Origin of the sequence: Flavobacterium sp. PLA-1-15 (assembly GCF_049060005.1) — a bacterium.
Lineage (GTDB): Bacteria > Bacteroidota > Bacteroidia > Flavobacteriales > Flavobacteriaceae > Flavobacterium.
This window is the reverse complement of sequence record NZ_JBMGQS010000001.1, coordinates 403,423-420,799: the sequence shown is the minus strand read 5'-3', so window position 1 is coordinate 420,799 and position 17,377 is coordinate 403,423. Positions and strand designations below refer to the sequence as shown.

Below are 17,377 nucleotides of genomic sequence, written 5' to 3'. Positions count from 1 at the left end.
GATCCAGTATCTTTTGATTTAGGTCTATTCACTCTTTCGCGAAAGCGTTCTTGAATCGATTATTTATATTTTATATTCTTGAACAAAAAAAAGGGGCTTTATCGCCCCTTTCTTCTTTAGTGTTTATTGTATTATTTTCTTGTTGAATTGTAATCCGTCTTTTGTTGTCACGGACACTATGAGTACCTGATTGGGAAGATCCAACTTGAGGAAGGCTTGGTTGTCGTTGACGTCATCGAGCGTATATAAAATTCTTCCCTGCATGTCGATGATCCTAACGGTACGGATTTCTCCGATAGAAGACTTTACATTTACCGTTTTTTCATCATTGTAGATCAGGATGCCTTTTGAACTACTATTATCTGGAGTTCCTAAAGCGGCGTTCACATAGACTATTTCAAAGCGGTCGTTGAAAGTTCCGGATTGGGTGTTGAATTCATAATTGCTCGCTTTTAAATCATGCACCACATTCAGCTCCTTGTCATGCAGATAAATATCCTGCTGGTCAAAAAGTCCGTCGGTTTTATTGAGCATGATGCTGTGGCTTCCTGCCGTATTGGTTTTATAACCCACTGGAACAATTTGGTTTACATCAAATGGCAAAGCAAACGATTGGATAGAAAGCTTCTTGTCTTCCACGAAAGTGTAAAGAGTGAGTCCATCAGCATCCATCAAACTACCATCCCATCCTCTATCAAAATCGTTAGTAGCATTCGTTGAATGGCCAATCAAGATCTGTTTGAAGCCTCCCGACGCATTGCTGATGCTGGCCCATAATCTGTGCTTTTCTTCTTGAGGACTTCTAAAAAACTGGTTGTTGTTTCCTCCAACTCTCATTTCATTTTTAAAAGTGGCAGTACCGGCAGTAAGTCCACCGATGAAAAAACCTTGACCGGCGGCAATGTATCCGTTTGGCACGTTTAGAGCCTGATCAGGTTCCGACGGTGCGGCGGTTCCTGTTCCGCCAAGGAAGTTATATACCGCATAATCATCTGTAGAATAGCTGTAGATTTGACCTGCAGGGATCAGAGGAGTATTGTGCGTCCAGAGATAGATAACACCGTCGAGATTAGCATTATCAGGATCTGAAAGAAATAAATCGGCATCTATAGCAGATGGATACGGGTTTCCAAGCAGGTTAAAATTTCCATCACCTACCACTGGAATTGTGTAAATCCCGTTATGAGGCATTCCTATGAAATTGCCGGTATAAGGCTGTACATCTGTTGGGTCTGTAGCATAATTTTGCGGTGCTCTGACCACATATCCTGCTCCGGCCTGCATCGTACGATTTCCTACCGGATAGGTAATCCACGTTTGTGAATTAGAATCCCAACCAAAATATTTGTCGAAAAGTGTCAAAGGCGATAAGTTCTTAAGGGTCTGATTTGCTACCGGAGATGACCAATATGTAAGATCATACCTGTACATTGGCTCAGTGATCCTTTTCATGGTGAAATTTGTGCCACTGTTTTGTGAAGTATTATTGGTTTGGACAAGGCTACCATCGTCTTCTACGGTCAGACTTCCACTATTGATAATTAGCGCTCCATTTATGGTCAAACTTATATCGCTTGCCACAATAATATCGGCATTGTTCTCAATTGTAACACTACATGCAATAAAATCTGCATCTAGTGTAGTGTCTCCCGTTACAACGACGTTTGTATTGGGAGCTGGAAAACCGTTGCTCCAAGAAGTTCCGTCCCAAGTTGTAGAATTTATGATTGCACTGGTTATTGTTGAATATACTTCGCCGCAATTTCCGTTACTGATTACCGCTCTAAAGTAAGTGGTTGCCAAAATAAGACCTGCATTTTCACTGGTCAACACATCGGTAAAGTTGGAAAGGTTGGTAATGCCACTTGCAAAAGTTGGACTCTCGGAACGTTGCCAATACAATACATTTCCGGTGTAGCCCGTCAAGGCAATTGGGTCTGGCGCTGTTCGCAAACAAACAATCTGACTACCACTCAAGCTTCCACCTAAAGATTCTGTAAGTACCGTAATGTCTCCATCATCCGTAGCAACAAAACCATTTGCATCGATTACTGTTACCGAATAATTTTCGGTTCCTGCTAAGGCTGTTGGAGGTGTTGCGGTTGCTTGGCTGCCTAGTCCATCTGACCAAATATATGTGTAGGCACCATCGCCTCCAGAAGTTGCAGCCAATAACGTTACTGGTTGATCTTCACAAAAAGCACCAAATCCAGTAATCTCTACAGTGAAGGGCTCTGCTTTTATTCCTGTAAAATAATTAGGAACTCCTTGTGTTAATGGCGCTCCTGCTACAGCAAGCGAGGTGCCAGTCAAAGTATTGTATTTTCTCCAAGGATTGCTTACTGGGTTTAGAGAACCAGCCAACTGGCCCGCAGCAATTGTAGAAATGTCGGCTGATAAATCAGATGACAGATAGGTGGCATTTATAGTAGCAATAGCATCGGGCAAACCTACGGGTGTTATGCGCCAATATCGAGAAAGATGATTTTGCAAACTGTTGTTCTCTGGGTGGATGCCATCCGCAACCGCCACATCGATGTAAGTATAACCCGAAATGGTAGCGGCATCAATGCTGACTTGTATCGGAGAATAGGCCGGTGTGGTATTTTCACCTATCGGAAAGAAATAAGAACCTACGGCTGTAATTTGTTTTCTGACTACTCCAGTCCCTTCGGTAACAATCATAGACGAGGCATTGAAAGTACCTGCCACCGGATTTGCACTAAGAATCAATAATCTGTTATTGACAATTAGTTGCCCAGAATTCAGCGTAAGCGTAGCATTTACTGCTACATTGAAGCCTAAATTGACGTTGCCATTTGTATTTTCTATGATTAAATTATTAAAAGCTGAACTTACTGTACCGCCTATTGTTTGCGGTGTAGACCCTTTCATAACGACTGTTTTTCCTGTAAAATCGACTGCTTCATTTAAGGTTAGATTACCTGTAACATTCAAAGTTGTCGGAATATTTGCAGAAGTTCCAGAAATAATCAGGTTGTTGTAGGCGGCAAGTCCTGTTGTTAGTGATGGAATAGTTTGTACAGATCCGTTGAATTCTACTGTATTTTCTACCGCTCCAGGGCTGAAGATTCCAACTCTTGTAAACACACCCGATATACGCATTGTGTTTCCTGTCAAAGGCCTGAGGCCTGCTCCAGAAGGAATGGTGATGTTTCGGAAATTAGTTGTTCCTGCAATTGTTGCATCCAAGTTCGTAAAAGTTACTGTGTTTCCTGTCGATGCCACATAATTTCCATTGTTGATCCAAGCACCTGCGCCATTGTTCACGGTCATTTGTGAGTTGACAGGAGTATTCACAATACCGCCTGCAAGGATATTGACACTTCCCACCAGCGTTGGATTATTGATCAAAGGATCATTTGGAGTAGTTGCCGCATCTGGAATAATAACTGTTGTATTATCAGAAGGCGTTCCATTTGGAGTCCAATTGGCCGCCGTTGTCCAAGAGTCGCTAAGGGAGCCGTTCCAAGTTAAAACCGATGCGGTTGCTTCGTCAAGTGTAAGTTTTACCAAATCAAATGCAGTTTGAAATACAAGTCCGACATTCACGTTGGTAAGCTCCACCCAATTTTCGGTTGTGTTGTAGTTGGATCTTCCCTGCTCTAGCGTATTATTAGCAGCTACAAAATGAACGATATCAACCAGTCGTGCTTCTACATTTCCGTTTAATTCTGAATCTTTATAATGGGCCTTAATAATTGCTTTTGTGTTGTTTCCACCCGTTTGCCTCAAGTCGTAGATCCTTTGTATTGCACCAGTACGCCAAGTTGGTGCTGTACCTATTTGTATTTTAAGCCCCATCGAGGTTGGCAATGTTCCTATACTTGGAAAAAGAATTGAAGTATGTTCGTGACCGAAGGTATAAAGTACATTTGGTGCAAAAGTATTTCTTGTTACGATTCCAGTGACATCACCGATACCTGTATTGGTAGCCACAGCCCCCATCAGCAGTTCAAATGTTCCTGTAGAAAAGCTTCCAAGTGTTGCAGATGGGTTTGCAGTAGGGAGATTCAGCGTACCATTGACTGTAAGAGCGCCTCCAGCTACAGCACCGCCTGTCGAAGAAACTGTTAGTCCATTATAGGTTCCTGCCACTACTGTTTGTGCAGTCGTAGCCGAATTATAATGAACTGTTCCATTTCCTGACCATGTTTTTCCTGTTGGCAAAGGTGTTGTTGAAGTATTTGCCGTTTGCAGTGTTCCATTCACTACTGATGCCACCAAAGTTCCTGTGAGTGCATTCGTACCCATATCTAAAACTTGATCAGCTGCTATGTTGAGCGTTCCGTTTACAGCCAAGGCATTCCCAACAGTTGTGGTATTGCTTGAGGTCGCAATGGTAAGGTTGTTTAGTAAATTAGTAGTCCCAACTGTTGTCTGATCAAAGCTCAATGTGTTGCTCTGTGTTCCTCCTATTACTAAGTTACTGGTACCGCTCCCTCTTATTCCTGCTTGTGTAGTATTGGTTATACTTCCATTAGATGTTAATGTATTGGAGGCTATTCCTAATTTAGCATTTCCTGTAAAATTTAAATTCCCTACTACTTCTACGTTACCCGAAAGGGTTGCGTTTCCGTTTAATACAAAACTTTCGGCAGTACCGCTAAACGGAACAAAATTAGCAACAGGGTTTATAACAACCGAGATATCATCCAAGGCAAATTCATCGAAATCTACACTTCCCGATACTGTTGCGCTCTCCCATCTTAGAAAGTAATCCGATCCCACAGGAATACTTAGACCTGTGATAGTCGTTACGCGATAATAGGCTTTCCAACCTGGAGTCATATCCGCAGCGGCAGGAGAAACTACATTAAGTGTAGGTACTGCCGTGTAGGCAGAATTATTGATTGAATGACTGAAATTGAAGTTACTTGAAGAAGGCTGATCATTATAGACATAGACTTTGTATCCAACATTTAAAGTTGTCATAGTAGCCCCTGTTCTGTTTTGAAATCGAAGCGTAACAGTTCCTGGAGCAAAATCGCCCGCAGCCGGTTGAATTCCTAATGAAAAATTATCAGGCTGTGTTTCGAAAGCATAGAGGCCTCCTTCAGAAACGCCTCCTTCAGAAGCACCTTGATCATAATCGCTGTCTTCGGCACTTGTTCCTAGAAAAGCAACATTTCCATCACTGAAACCTGTAAAAGCCCAAGCCCTGGAACTTAATTGTCCTACTTGTGCAGTTGCCGAAACGCCATCAGCTTGAAAAACATCATTATTCACACCATCCACAGTAGCATCAAATGTAATGGTATTGACTGTATTGACCGCGTTGATCTGCCATCCTAAAGGTATCGCAGCCGTGGTAGTATTACCTGTAAGCCCGCTAGTTGCATAATTTTCAATACCACTCGTGGTTCCGTTATATTCTACGACCGAAACGTGATAAATTGTCGATGGATTGAGTCCGGTTACGGTAGCACTCGTTCCTGTACCGGAATAGAATACATAATTTCCTGTACCTATTTCTGAACCCGTACCAAATTGCTGTGATGCTGTATAACTTTGCCCATCAACAGGAAGTGAATTTACGGCTCCAGCCTGACGAATAAGCACCAGTCTTCTTGCACCATTCCCAGAATTGGTCCAATTGACCGTAAAACTCGTCGAAGTGATATTGGTAAAATTTATTGCAGTTGCATTTGAGGTTGGCTGTGCAGCCAATACGGTTGCATTTACAGTTATTGTTTTGGTTACTGCTCCGGGTGCCGTATTCGTAATCACGGTATTGTAGATACCTGCAGTTGCAGTTGCCCTTGTCCGAACATATATCGTAACAGGTTGTCCTGTCAGTGTATTTCCTGATCGGGTTAGTACAAGTGATGTTGCATAAGTGACGCCGTCCCTTGAAAGCTCCAAGTTAGCCGGTGCCGTAATGGTTACCGGATCTGCGGTAAGATTGGCTCCAGTAATTGTATAGGTTGTAGCGGCTGATGGTGTTCCCGCTACGTTGGTAGCTAAGTTTATCGCTGCAGTTGAAGTTGTCAAAGTTGGTACTCCAGCCGGATCAATTGTAAAGATATTCGAATTGGAAATTGTTGTTCCGTTGGCTACCGTAACTAATGCAGTCCCAGATGTTATTATATCAGCCGCAGTTATGTTGGCTGTCAGTTGCGTTGGTGAAACATAAGTGGTTGTTCTATTGGACCCATTCCATTGTACCACACTTGTGTTTGAAAAATTCTGACCATTAACTGTTATGGTAAACGAACCTGTTCCGGCAATCTTTGAGTTGGGTGCTATAGAAGTTATAAAAGGCACCCCTACCGTTACTCTCACATTATCAAAAAAGGCTGTTTGGTTGGCTACTGTACCTGCATTCCAATAGACTCCTAACATAGGTAATGATGTTCCCGTTGAGGCATTGTTCACCACACTTCCTTGTGCGGTTAAAGTACCTGAATTGGGATCGGCGAACGCAGTTGTCCCATCGTTTCTAACAAAAAGTTGCCAAGTATTTGTAGTTGGTGTGTAAACTACCTTGACACTCAGGTATTGTGTTCCGAAATCTGTTAATCCAGTAGTGGATGAAGCCAGAAGATTAGTATAGTTTCGTATTCCTGAAGTATATCTTACAAGTCTAATAGGATCAATACTGGTGCTGTTTCCCAATATTACAGCATAGCCAGAGCCTGTAAGGTTGGTACTTCCTGCTGTACCTGCCAAAATAAAAGCTGCGCCATAACCCGAAGCTGCAAATCCTGAAGGATTGGTCCTGCTTTGGCGTAAATTAAAGGTCCATGTTACAGCTCCGGGATTGTTTGCAAGAATAGTATTGTAAGGCGCGGCAAAGCTGGATGACGAAGTGGATCCCAAAACCCATCCAGAATAGTTGAATAGACTTGTAGCCGCAGTATTCGTTAGTTGCATCCGACCATTGCCAATCGCAGATCCAAAATTGGCACCACTCCTGACCATTGTCCAAGTCCCAGATCCACTAATTGGACCGTTGACAATGGTGTAGTTGGGCGCTACAGGAGTTGTAAAATCATCATTGAAGACAGTTGTGGTTTGCCCAAAGGAAAGATGGACGACGAAAAATAAACATAGGACAATACATGCCCTCCGTTTAAGAGAGTAGTTCTTTTTCATTAGTAGGTATTTTATAGATTCTTGTGGGGCAAGAATTTAGGTTGTAGTAAATTTAATAATTTTAAAATTGCCAAATAACCATAAAACGTTAATATTATATCAATTACAACGAAAAAGCATCTTAAACCTAAACATAAACAGTATTCTACTTACATTATGCTCAATAAAGAACCGTATTCTCTAATAATTCAAAAATAATATTCTGTATCCGATGGTTAATTAAATTCTTAATAACTATTCAATAATTAAAAATTGTGCTTCTATTTTCTTTGTAATTTTAAAAGAAAATGAGCACAAGAGACCAATTTATCAGAGAATTTAGAGGGGAAATGCTTGGAACCATCAACAGCCAGTCGTCTGCAGATGAATTTTTTCAGAATGAAACCCTACGGCCCATCCTAAAATTGCAAAATGATATTTTTATTGAAGTTTTCCGGAATTATATTGCCAAGAGCAAAACCGATTTTTATCGTTTTACTATGGAAAAGAAATTGCAGTTTATTGAAAATTCAATCCAGCGCGACATCAAATTCAGGAATTCTTTGAAAGGAATTGTCATCGGATTGTTTACGGTTGAGGAATATTCCAGATACATCCAAAACTCTTCCGACCTTAATAAGAGAATGATGTCGCTCTTAATCGAACGACTGAAAAATCAGGTGTTGTTATTTGAGTTACAGGTATAAAAAAAAGCCACTGATTCACAGATTTGTTCTTTTCAATCTGTGAATCAGTGGCTAAATATTTTAAAAGTCGATAATATCGATATCACCCTTACCTTCCCTAACTAAAACTGGCTCGTGACCTGATAAATCAATGATGGTGGAAGGCTGGTTGTCGCCATATCCTCCATCAATTACCAAATCAACAAGGTTCTGCCATTTTTCAAAAATCAATTCAGGATCTGTGGTATATTCAATCACATCATCTTCATCATAGATGGAAGTCGAAACGATTGGATTACCCAATTGACGCACAATTTCCAATGCAATAGAATTATCGGGAACACGAATCCCGACCGTTGTTTTCTTCTTGAATTCTTTCGGAAGATTGTTATTTCCAGGTAAAATAAATGTGTAAGCTCCCGGCAGAGCTCTTTTCAACAACTTGAAAGTGCTGGTATCAATCTGCTTCACATAATCCGAAAGGTTGCTCAAATCGGAACAGACAAACGAAAAATTGGCCTTTTCCAATTTGATTCCTTTTATTTTTGCTATCCTTTCTAAAGCTTTGGTATTGGTGATATCGCACCCCAGACCGTAAACCGTATCGGTCGGATAAATCACCAAACCACCTTCTTTTAAAACTTTTACAACCTTTGCAATTGCCGATTCGCTGGGTTTGTCTTCGTATATTTTTATAAACTGGGCCATCTTTTTCTTGTAATTTTATTTCAAGTTACGCAAAATTACAGAAATAGTAAGAGTATTTAGCCTTTTATTTCAAATACAAAAACGGGTCAACCAATTTGTATTTTGGACTTCTCTTCATAAAATCATTGAAAAATGCAGTATGGCTCGCCCCCATCAAGATAAAAACACGGTCGCCTGCCTTGAACTCAATTTGGTTAAGGTTGGAGTACATTCTCAGATTTCTGTGGTAGTATTTCGAAGCTTCATCGGCTCCTTCAAAATTGCCTTTCGTGGAAACATACGTCAAGACATCGGCATTCACATTCAACAGAAAATCAAGGTATTGCGGATGATTGTCCACTTTCAATTTATCCAATAACGAAAGATTATCATAGTTCATTTTTTGCTCTTCTTTTTCAACCCAGTCAAAATATCTTTCATAGGTGTTATCATTTACTTTTCCTTTTACCTGACTTCCAATCATATAATTATACCCCATTTGATGGTCGATGCCATAGATGCGGGTAGTTTTGCTCAATCTTCCCAATTCAAAAGCCAAGAGTTCAATTTCTGAAGGCTTTTCAAATTTCATTTTAGGATTGTTGAGGTAATCCTGATACGCTTTTTGAATCAAATGATTGTTCTCTGGAATATCCTCAACAATAATTACTGTAGGTTTGAATTCGGCCAGCATTTTAGCTACCTTATGCACGTCTTCTTGATTTTTCTTGTTGTGTTCGTCAAATTCAACACTGTTGGCGTCTGGTGTATAGCCCATGTGAAAAGTTCCAAAATTCAATACCTGAACGGCATCTGGAAATTTATCGTCGTAAAGCGGTTTTTGCTGTGCTTGAAGTTGCGAAACGATTAGCAATTGAAGGAATAAGAATAATTTGTTCATGATTTTTAGTTTTAAATATTTGATACAAAACTCCAACCTTTCCCCATTTTAAATCGAATCTTTTCGATGAACACCCCATAATTATCGGTCAACACTTTTTGCTTTCAAAAAATGCACACGTACCTTTACCAAAACGAAATTCATCACTATGAAGTTATTTTCAAGACAAAAAGAAATCATCATCCATGTACTATATTGGCTGATTATCATAATTGGTTCCATTATAAAATTGGAGCCCGAAAAACAATTTGTTTTTGGTTTTGATGAAGTAACGCTTTTCAGCTTGAGTAATCTGTTCATCAACATTTCGACGTTCTACCTCAATTATCTTTATATCATGAAGAGGTTTTTTGATGTGAAGATGCTGAGCAAATTTTTGATTGGATTCATCTTAATCTTTGCCTTTTTCATCACGTTCCGTTATCTGCTCGAAGAAGTTTTGTTTTTACATTTGTTCGGAACTGGCAATTATTTTGAAGGAACCACCATCCAATATTATATTTTTGACAATCTCCATTGGGCTTCGGCACCGATTTTTGCAAGTACGATTATATGGATTGTCATCAATTTTATTCGGACGCTTCAAAAAGAAGTGGTTTTGAATGAAGAAAAGAAAAAGGCGGAAATCCAATTTTTAAAGTCGCAAATCAATCCGCATTTTATCTTCAATACCTTGAATAATATTTATTCGATGGTTTTTCTAAAATCTGAAAAAGCATTGCCTGCCATTGAAAAACTGAGTGAGATTATGCGTTTTACAACGTATGAAACACAGAAAGAACTCATTCCGATTGGAAGCGAAATCAAATACATTGAAAGTTTTATCGATTTGGAACGAATTCGCAATACGAAGGAAATCCACATCCAACTTTTGACGGATATTGAAAATGAAAATCGGATGCTTCCACCCTATTTACTTTTGCCTTTTATCGAAAACTGCATCAAGCACGGAATTTTAGACGATGAAAAAAATCCGGTTGTTTTCTCGATTAAATCGGATGAAAAAAAACTTGCCATTAATGTTGAAAATAGAATTAACAACAAATTGAAAGATGCTCATTCAGGAATTGGCGTATCAAATTTAAGAAAGCGATTGGCACATTATTTTCCGAATAAATACCAATTTGAGATTATAAATGATGGCGTAAATTTTAAAAGCCATCTTGAAATAGAATTATAATGAAAAAAATAAAATGCATCATCCTCGACGATGAACCTTTGGCAGTTGAACTCTTAAAAAACTATGCCAACAAACTCCTGCAATTAGAAGTAGTTTTGGCTACAACCGATGTTTATGAAGTAATTGAATTCCTTCAGAAAAACACAGTTGATTTGATTTTTATCGATATTCAAATGCCTGAATTATCTGGAATTCAATTAATGCAGATGTTCAACAAGGACAATTATTTTATCGTCACGACCGCTTATGCAAATTACGCACTTGAAAGTTACGATTATAGAGTTGTTGATTATTTATTGAAACCCATAACCTTTGATAAATTCCATAAAGCCGTGACTAAATTCACTGATTTTGTCACGCTGGAAGCAAAAGAAACTTCGAATTATTTATTTGTAAAAGTCGATGGAAAACAAGTCAAAATCAATCCAGAAGAGATTTATTTTATCGAAGGATTAAGCGATTATATCCGAATCCATCTTCAAAACGAACGCCTGATTGTATTGGATAATTTGAAAGATTTCATCAACAAGCTTCCTGCAAAGGATTTTATGCGAATCCATAAATCGTATATCATTCAATTGGATAAGATTAAATCCATTGATGGGAATATGATTTACCATGCATTGGGCTCGACTCCTATTGGGGAAACGTATAAGAGTGAGGTTAAAAAATGGGTTGGAAGTAAAGATTGAGGTTGCTTTTTCTTTGCGACTTCGCGACTTTGCGAGCAATTATTATCACGCAAAGTCGCAAAGACGCAAAGTTCATTAAATCAAGACATTAAGACTACCCAATCACATCCAACTTCGCAAACCTTAACAACAATTTTTTAATCCCACCAATTTCAAATTTAATCTCCGCTTTTTTATCCGCTCCAACACCTTCAATATTCACCACTTCCCCTTTTCCGAAACGTTCATGCATCACGATATTTCCTGCAGTCAAACCACTGTCAAACAGATTGGCACCTGTTTTTGTTGGTGCAGAAAGAGGCTTTAATTTTCTAATATTCGAATCAGGTTTTGGTTCGTTGCTGGTTATATGCTTCGGAGGTGTTCCGCTTATAGGCTTCATCTGACGTAGTTTTGACTTATCCACATCACCAAAAATATCGCTGTCAATCATCGGTTTGTAGCGGTAATTGGTTTCTTCAGGCGATAGATATTCCAAAAACTCGCTTTCAATTTCATTGATAAATCGCGAAGGCTCGCTGTCGGTCAGTTTTCCCCAACGGTATCGTGATTGGGCATACGTCAGATACGCTTGATGTTCGGCTCTGGTCAAGGCCACATAAAACAAACGGCGTTCTTCTTCCAATTCGCTTCGCGTACTCATTGACATGGCACTCGGAAACAAATCTTCTTCCATACCCACCACAAAGACATAAGGAAACTCAAGTCCTTTTGCCAAGTGAATCGTCATCAGGGCCACACGGTCGTCATCGCCGGTATCTTTATCCAAATCTGTCGCCAAAGCCACATCTTCCATAAACTCCGACAAGGCTCCCCTTGCTCCATCAATTTCTCTTTGACCTTCTATAAAATCCTTAATACCGTTTAAAAGTTCCTCTATATTTTCAATTTTGCCAATTCCTTCCGGAGTGGCGTCTTTCTTCAATTCCTGAATCAATCCTGTTTTCTTGGTCACATGGTCGGCCAAATAAAACGCATCCTGATTTTCATTGATGACTTGGAAACTCTGGATCATCGTTACAAAATCCTGTAATTTGGCTTTTGTTCCGGCATTCAGTTTCAAATCAATCCGGTCGATGTTCTGCATCACTTCAAAAATCGAACGTTTGTAGTGATTGGCTGCTATGGTCAGTTTTTCAACCGTTGTATCGCCAATTCCACGTGCCGGATAATTGATGACACGAATCAACGCTTCCTCATCTTTCGGGTTGATTACCAATCGCAAATAACACAACACGTCCTTGATTTCCTTCCTTTGATAGAACGACAATCCACCATAAATTCGATACGGAATATCGCGTTTTCGCAAGGCATCCTCCATTGCTCTGGATTGTGCATTGGTTCTATATAAAATGGCAAATTGTCCATTTCCTAGTTGGTTTTGCATCTTCTGTTCCCAAATCGTAGAAGCCACAAAACGGCCTTCTTCGCCGTCGGTCATACTGCGGTGCACTTTTATCTTTGGTCCGAAATCATTGGCCGTCCAAACGACTTTATCGAGCTTTACCTTATTCTTGTCGATAATAGAATTTGCCGCTTCCACAATATTTTTTGTAGATCGGTAGTTTTGCTCCAAACGGTAGGTTTTTACCCCTTCATAATCCTTCTGAAAATTCAAGATGTTGTTGATGTTTGCGCCACGGAACGCATAGATACTCTGTGCATCATCCCCTACTACGCAAATATTTTGGAACCTATCCGATAAGGCACGAACAATCAAATACTGCGAATGGTTCGTATCCTGGTACTCATCTACCATGATGTAACGGAAACGGTCCTGGTATTTGGCCAAAACATCTGGAAAACGATTTAATAATTCGTTGGTTTTCAACAGCAAATCATCAAAATCCATCGCTCCGGCTTTGAAACATCTTTCTACATAAGCCTGATAGATTTCCCCAATACGCGGTTTTTTCGACATTGCATCGGCTTCCTGTAATTCGGGATTATTGAAATAGGCTTTTACGGTAACCAAGCTGTTTTTATACGAAGAAATCCTTCCCAAAACCTGCTTTGGTTTGTAGATGTCACGGTCAAGTTGCATCTCCTTTATGATGGCCGAAATCAACCGAACGCTGTCCTGGGTATCATAAATGGTAAAGTTGGAAGGATAGCCCAATTTATCAGCTTCGGAACGCAGGATTCGCGCAAAAACGGAGTGGAAAGTTCCCATCCAGAGGTTTTTTGCTTCGGTTGTACCTACAATATCAGAGATACGTTTCTTCATTTCACGGGCTGCCTTATTGGTAAAAGTCAACGCCAAAATGTTAAACGAATCGACTCCCAAACTCATCAGATAGGCAATCCTGATGGTTAAAACCCTTGTTTTTCCTGAACCTGCACCAGCTATTATTATCATTGGTCCGTCCTTGTGGAGAACGGGTTGTTGCTGTGCGTCATTAAGCTGGCTGATGTATTGTTGCATGCTGTTTTTAATTTGCTCAAAATTACTATTACTCTACCGTTATTGCAAATGGGATTTGGTTTATTTGTGTTATAAAAATTGGCCACAGATTCACAGATTTTTAATTTTTTCAATCTGTGAATCTGTGGCTAATAAAATGACAATGCTTAACGCTTTATATTCAACTAAAATTATATTTTTGCGTTATCAATAAAAACCTAAAATGGATTCTACAAAAATCATCGAGTTACTGAGCTATACGTTACCTGCCGTAATCACTGGAGGTGTTGCCTATTATTTGTTCAATTCTTACTTTAAAGACCAACAAAATACCCGAAGATGGTTGTTGCAGAAAGAAGCGCAGAAAGATGCTTTGCCTTTGCGTTTACAGGCTTATGAAAGATTGTCGTTGTTTTTGGAGCGCATCAATCCATCAAAATTATTGATTCGCGTGGCACCAATTTCTAATGACAAATATGATTATGCCAATTATGTGATTGCGCAAATTGAACAGGAATTTGAACATAATTTGACGCAACAGATTTATATATCAAACGCATGCTGGAATTATATTTCGACTGCAAAAAACGCTACGATTCAAATGATTAGAAAGGCTTCTACACTTGAAAATGTAAACGATGCCAATGATTTGAGGGAAGTGATTTTGAAGGATTTATTCGACAAGGAAGTTCCAAGCAATGCGGCGTTGGCGTATATAAAAAACGAGGTAAGCGAACTATGGTAGGATGTTTTCGCTCATAACTTCACTCTTATTTTGGGCGTATTCAAATCCATCGTGCCACCATTTTTTCATCTGTTTTTTATTAAAAATCAAGGCATTGTCCGTCAGTTTTATAGGAGTATGATATAAATTCAGTTTTACATCTTTATTCTTTGCTGATAACTTTCCGATAGTGATATCGTGTTTTTCAACCTGATTCAAAAGTGTCTGAAACAAATCGACCATCAATGAAAACGGATTTTTTCCGATGGTTCTTGGAGCTGTTTGTGTTTCGGTTTCTAAAATAATCACGTCTATTTCTTTTGCCCCCCTATTGATGGCTTCGCGGATGGGCACCAGACTTGAAAATCCACCATCACCATATTCGCATTCATTCTTTGTAACCAAACTCATAAACGGAATATAGTTGCAGGAAATCCAAATCCAGTCGCAAAATTCATCGTATTCAAAATCACGAATGCACTTGTATTCTACATCGTTTTTGGACAAATTCGTAACCGTAATGACAATATTGCAATTCGAAGATTTCAACTGATTGAACTCCGAAAGCGAAAAATTCTCCCGAATGTATTTTCTTAAATTCTGGCTTTCGCCAAAGGTTCTTTTTCCTTTGAAAAATTGCTTGATTACATTGAAATGATTGATGGTTACAATATCAACATCCTCTTTTTGTTTGATTACAAACGGATTGATACTGAAAATCTTCTCCATATTGACATTGGTATAGATGCCGTAAATCTTGTCGATATTTCCCAACGCCAAATGCGGAATCAGCAAACTTCCCGTTGAAGTTCCCAACAGCAAATCATATTGGTATTTTTTTTCCTGCATCAAATATTGCGCAACGCCTCCCGCAAAAGCCCCTTTACTTCCACCTCCTGAAATCACTAATGCTCTCATATTTTTTCATTTAGTAATCGGTTCAACTGGAATTGTTCATTTTCTGGAAGTTCAGCAACAATGGATTCAAAGTACTTTCGATGCTTATCGCTTTTCAACAAAGCACGGATATTATCCCTTGAATATTTTGAGAATTGCCATCTGTGGCTTACCAATCCATTCACCAAATATTTCATTGGGTTGATGTCATTCTTATCCAAATACAAAAGCTTGGTCAAGGCATTTTGACGCAAGGTACTTTCATAATTTGGTGAAGCATATTGCAACAATTCTTCGTAGAATTTTACGTTATTTTCAGGCTGATAATCTTTTTTTCGCAAAGCGAGTGTCAGCCACAAAACACGAAGGTTCTTGTCATTAAAACCTATCCAATCCTTAGTTTTTTCAAGTAACCATTGTTGGTCATCCGGAAACTCAGAGAAATAGACATTCATTGCAATTTCCTTTGTGATGTAGGAATCGTCGTCAAGCAATGTCTCGTATTCAGCTTTAAAATCTGTTGGAACTTTACGCATTGTTTTGGCAATGGCCTGACGTGTTTTGAAGTCCTTCGTCTGCATGGCAGTTTTTAGAAAATCGGCCTTTTCCTCATAAGCCAAATCCTGCAATTGATAGATGATTTCTTCCTTTATCGGATAAAAAACATCCGATTTCAATAATGCTTCGATTTGGTTTTTTTTCTGAGAAAACGAAATATCTTTCAATTCCGAAACTTCAAAATAGTGTTGGATGAATTTATTTTTATTTAAAATCGCCATCACTTCCTTCACTTGAAACACGGGACTTTCCAACCAAACTTCTTGAAATTTCTTGGTATCGTATTTGGAAACTTTTTTGATTTCAGCAAAAAAATCATCGGTGTTTACATTTTTAAAACCATATTTTTTTAGATAGCTTTTAACGGCTTTCTGAAAATTTTTGTGTCCAACGTTTTCACGTAAAACATGCAAAGCCCAAGCTCCTTTTTGGTAGAAACTCAGCGAGCTCGCCTTTTCATTCAAAATCGGAATGGTATCGGTTTTAGATGCTTGTTGCAATCTTTCGGCAATTTCATACATTTCCCAATTGAAATGGTCTTCGCCAAAGAGTTCCTTCTCGGCCAAAAGTGCATAGTAGGTGGCAAAACCTTCCTGAAGCCAATGGTGTTTTCCAGATGTTGCCGTAATCAAATCGCCAAACCATTGATGGGCAAGCTCGTGTGCATTGACATTGATATAGGTCAGGTCATTAAAGCCTGTTTCATCTACAACATAATACTGGGAAAAAATCGTGGAAGTCGTGTTTTCCATTCCACCGTACAAGAAATCCTTTGCCGGAATCTGACGGTAAATTTCCCATGGATAGTTCACGCCAATCTCCTTTTCGAAGAAATCAAAAATCTGTTTGGTATATCTGTAAGTTGGTTCAAATTTCGAAACATCTTCTGGCGAAATATAGTTTTCCAAAAGTGTTCCCGAAGTTGATGTTAAGGTTTGTTTTTCGAATTTTCCAATAGCCAGCATCAATAAATACGAGCTCATCGGTTTTTTCATCTTATAATTCCAGATAAAATTGTTTCCGCTTTCGGTTTTGTTTTCTAGAATTCCATTTGAGATGACTCTATAATTTTTATCATAAGTTATGCGCATATTAAAGATGACTTTCTCGTTCATATCATCAAAACTTGGAAACCAATGGCTGGTGTATTTTCCTTGACCTTGTGTCCAGATTTGCATGTTTTCGCCTGTACCAACAAAGTACATCGTCTGTTTTGGATTGGCCGAATATTCAAAACTTAAAGTATTATTTCCCTTTTTATATCCTTGATAAATCAATAATTCCTTAGCTGAATTACTGAATTTATACATCTGATTATTGACTTTTACATTATTGAAATTCAAATTTTTAGCATCAAGCCGAATGGTGTCAATATCCGCCAAAACTTCAAAGGTATATTCTACTTTTCCTGAAACTGATTTATCAATCGGATTCACGGTAATATCGGCGTTTACGCTTTTAAAATCAACTAATTTTGTTTGCTGAGAAAAAAGAAAAGAAGGAAAAAGTATAAGAAAAAATTGGAGTTGCTTCATTTTAAAAAATATCAG

Annotated in this window: 10 protein-coding genes; 4 read left to right on the top strand and 6 right to left on the bottom strand. The window is 38.9% G+C overall.

The window, feature by feature from the left end; all coding sequences use genetic code 11:
• Positions 1-123 precede the first annotated feature (123 nt).
• The gene (locus ACI6PS_RS01825; RefSeq protein ID WP_421010834.1) at positions 124-7,119 is read right to left on the bottom strand and encodes a fibronectin type III domain-containing protein; all 6,996 of its coding nucleotides are present in this window, start codon (positions 7,117-7,119) and stop codon (positions 124-126) included.
• Between the two features lie 287 nt (positions 7,120-7,406).
• On the opposite strand from ACI6PS_RS01825, the gene ACI6PS_RS01820 reads away from it, so the two are divergent.
• Complete coding sequence (locus ACI6PS_RS01820; protein ID WP_421010833.1) at positions 7,407-7,805, top strand: glyoxalase; 399 nt, start codon at positions 7,407-7,409, stop codon at positions 7,803-7,805.
• 60 nt (positions 7,806-7,865) lie between these two features.
• On the opposite strand, the gene ACI6PS_RS01815 is transcribed toward ACI6PS_RS01820, so the two are convergent.
• Positions 7,866-8,492: an L-threonylcarbamoyladenylate synthase gene (locus ACI6PS_RS01815; RefSeq protein ID WP_421010832.1), complete on the bottom strand. Its 627-nt coding sequence runs from the start codon at positions 8,490-8,492 to the stop codon at positions 7,866-7,868.
• 64 nt (positions 8,493-8,556) lie between these two features.
• On the bottom strand, positions 8,557-9,372 hold the full coding sequence (locus tag ACI6PS_RS01810; RefSeq protein WP_421010831.1) for a DUF5694 domain-containing protein: 816 nt from the start codon (positions 9,370-9,372) through the stop codon (positions 8,557-8,559).
• A 148-nt stretch (positions 9,373-9,520) separates the two neighbouring features.
• Between ACI6PS_RS01810 and ACI6PS_RS01805 the strand changes: the two genes are divergently transcribed.
• Both ACI6PS_RS01805 and ACI6PS_RS01800 read left to right on the top strand, forming a co-directional pair.
• Positions 9,521-10,552: a sensor histidine kinase gene (locus ACI6PS_RS01805; protein WP_421010830.1), complete on the top strand. Its 1,032-nt coding sequence runs from the start codon at positions 9,521-9,523 to the stop codon at positions 10,550-10,552.
• Entirely contained in the window at positions 10,552-11,244 is a 693-nt protein-coding gene (locus ACI6PS_RS01800; protein ID WP_421010829.1) for a LytR/AlgR family response regulator transcription factor, read from the top strand. Before ACI6PS_RS01805 ends, ACI6PS_RS01800 begins: the two co-directional genes overlap by 1 nt.
• 94 nt (positions 11,245-11,338) lie before the next feature.
• On the opposite strand, the gene ACI6PS_RS01795 is transcribed toward ACI6PS_RS01800, so the two are convergent.
• Complete coding sequence (locus ACI6PS_RS01795; RefSeq protein ID WP_421010828.1) at positions 11,339-13,669, bottom strand: ATP-dependent helicase; 2,331 nt, start codon at positions 13,667-13,669, stop codon at positions 11,339-11,341.
• A 202-nt stretch (positions 13,670-13,871) separates the two neighbouring features.
• On the opposite strand from ACI6PS_RS01795, the gene ACI6PS_RS01790 reads away from it, so the two are divergent.
• The gene (locus ACI6PS_RS01790; protein WP_421010827.1) at positions 13,872-14,393 is read left to right on the top strand and encodes a hypothetical protein; all 522 of its coding nucleotides are present in this window, start codon (positions 13,872-13,874) and stop codon (positions 14,391-14,393) included.
• Here the strand turns inward: ACI6PS_RS01790 and ACI6PS_RS01785 are convergent.
• Complete coding sequence (locus ACI6PS_RS01785) at positions 14,385-15,290, bottom strand: patatin-like phospholipase family protein (RefSeq protein WP_421010826.1); 906 nt, start codon at positions 15,288-15,290, stop codon at positions 14,385-14,387. The genes ACI6PS_RS01790 and ACI6PS_RS01785 overlap by 9 nt on opposite strands.
• Positions 15,287-17,362 (bottom strand): M1 family metallopeptidase, encoded by a 2,076-nt coding sequence (locus ACI6PS_RS01780; RefSeq protein WP_421010825.1) that lies wholly within the window; start codon positions 17,360-17,362, stop codon positions 15,287-15,289. The genes ACI6PS_RS01785 and ACI6PS_RS01780 overlap by 4 nt, the downstream gene beginning before the upstream one ends.
• Between the last annotated feature and the right edge of the window lie 15 nt (positions 17,363-17,377).

Coding starts and splice junctions, on each gene's coding strand:
- ACI6PS_RS01825 (WP_421010834.1), bottom strand. CDS start 7,119: ATGAAAAAGAACTACTCTCTTAAACGGAGGGCATGTATTGTCCTATGT.
- ACI6PS_RS01820 (WP_421010833.1), top strand. CDS start 7,407: ATGAGCACAAGAGACCAATTTATCAGAGAATTTAGAGGGGAAATGCTT.
- ACI6PS_RS01815 (WP_421010832.1), bottom strand. CDS start 8,492: ATGGCCCAGTTTATAAAAATATACGAAGACAAACCCAGCGAATCGGCA.
- ACI6PS_RS01810 (WP_421010831.1), bottom strand. CDS start 9,372: ATGAACAAATTATTCTTATTCCTTCAATTGCTAATCGTTTCGCAACTT.
- ACI6PS_RS01805 (WP_421010830.1), top strand. CDS start 9,521: ATGAAGTTATTTTCAAGACAAAAAGAAATCATCATCCATGTACTATAT.
- ACI6PS_RS01800 (WP_421010829.1), top strand. CDS start 10,552: ATGAAAAAAATAAAATGCATCATCCTCGACGATGAACCTTTGGCAGTT.
- ACI6PS_RS01795 (WP_421010828.1), bottom strand. CDS start 13,669: ATGCAACAATACATCAGCCAGCTTAATGACGCACAGCAACAACCCGTT.
- ACI6PS_RS01790 (WP_421010827.1), top strand. CDS start 13,872: ATGGATTCTACAAAAATCATCGAGTTACTGAGCTATACGTTACCTGCC.
- ACI6PS_RS01785 (WP_421010826.1), bottom strand. CDS start 15,290: ATGAGAGCATTAGTGATTTCAGGAGGTGGAAGTAAAGGGGCTTTTGCG.
- ACI6PS_RS01780 (WP_421010825.1), bottom strand. CDS start 17,362: ATGAAGCAACTCCAATTTTTTCTTATACTTTTTCCTTCTTTTCTTTTT.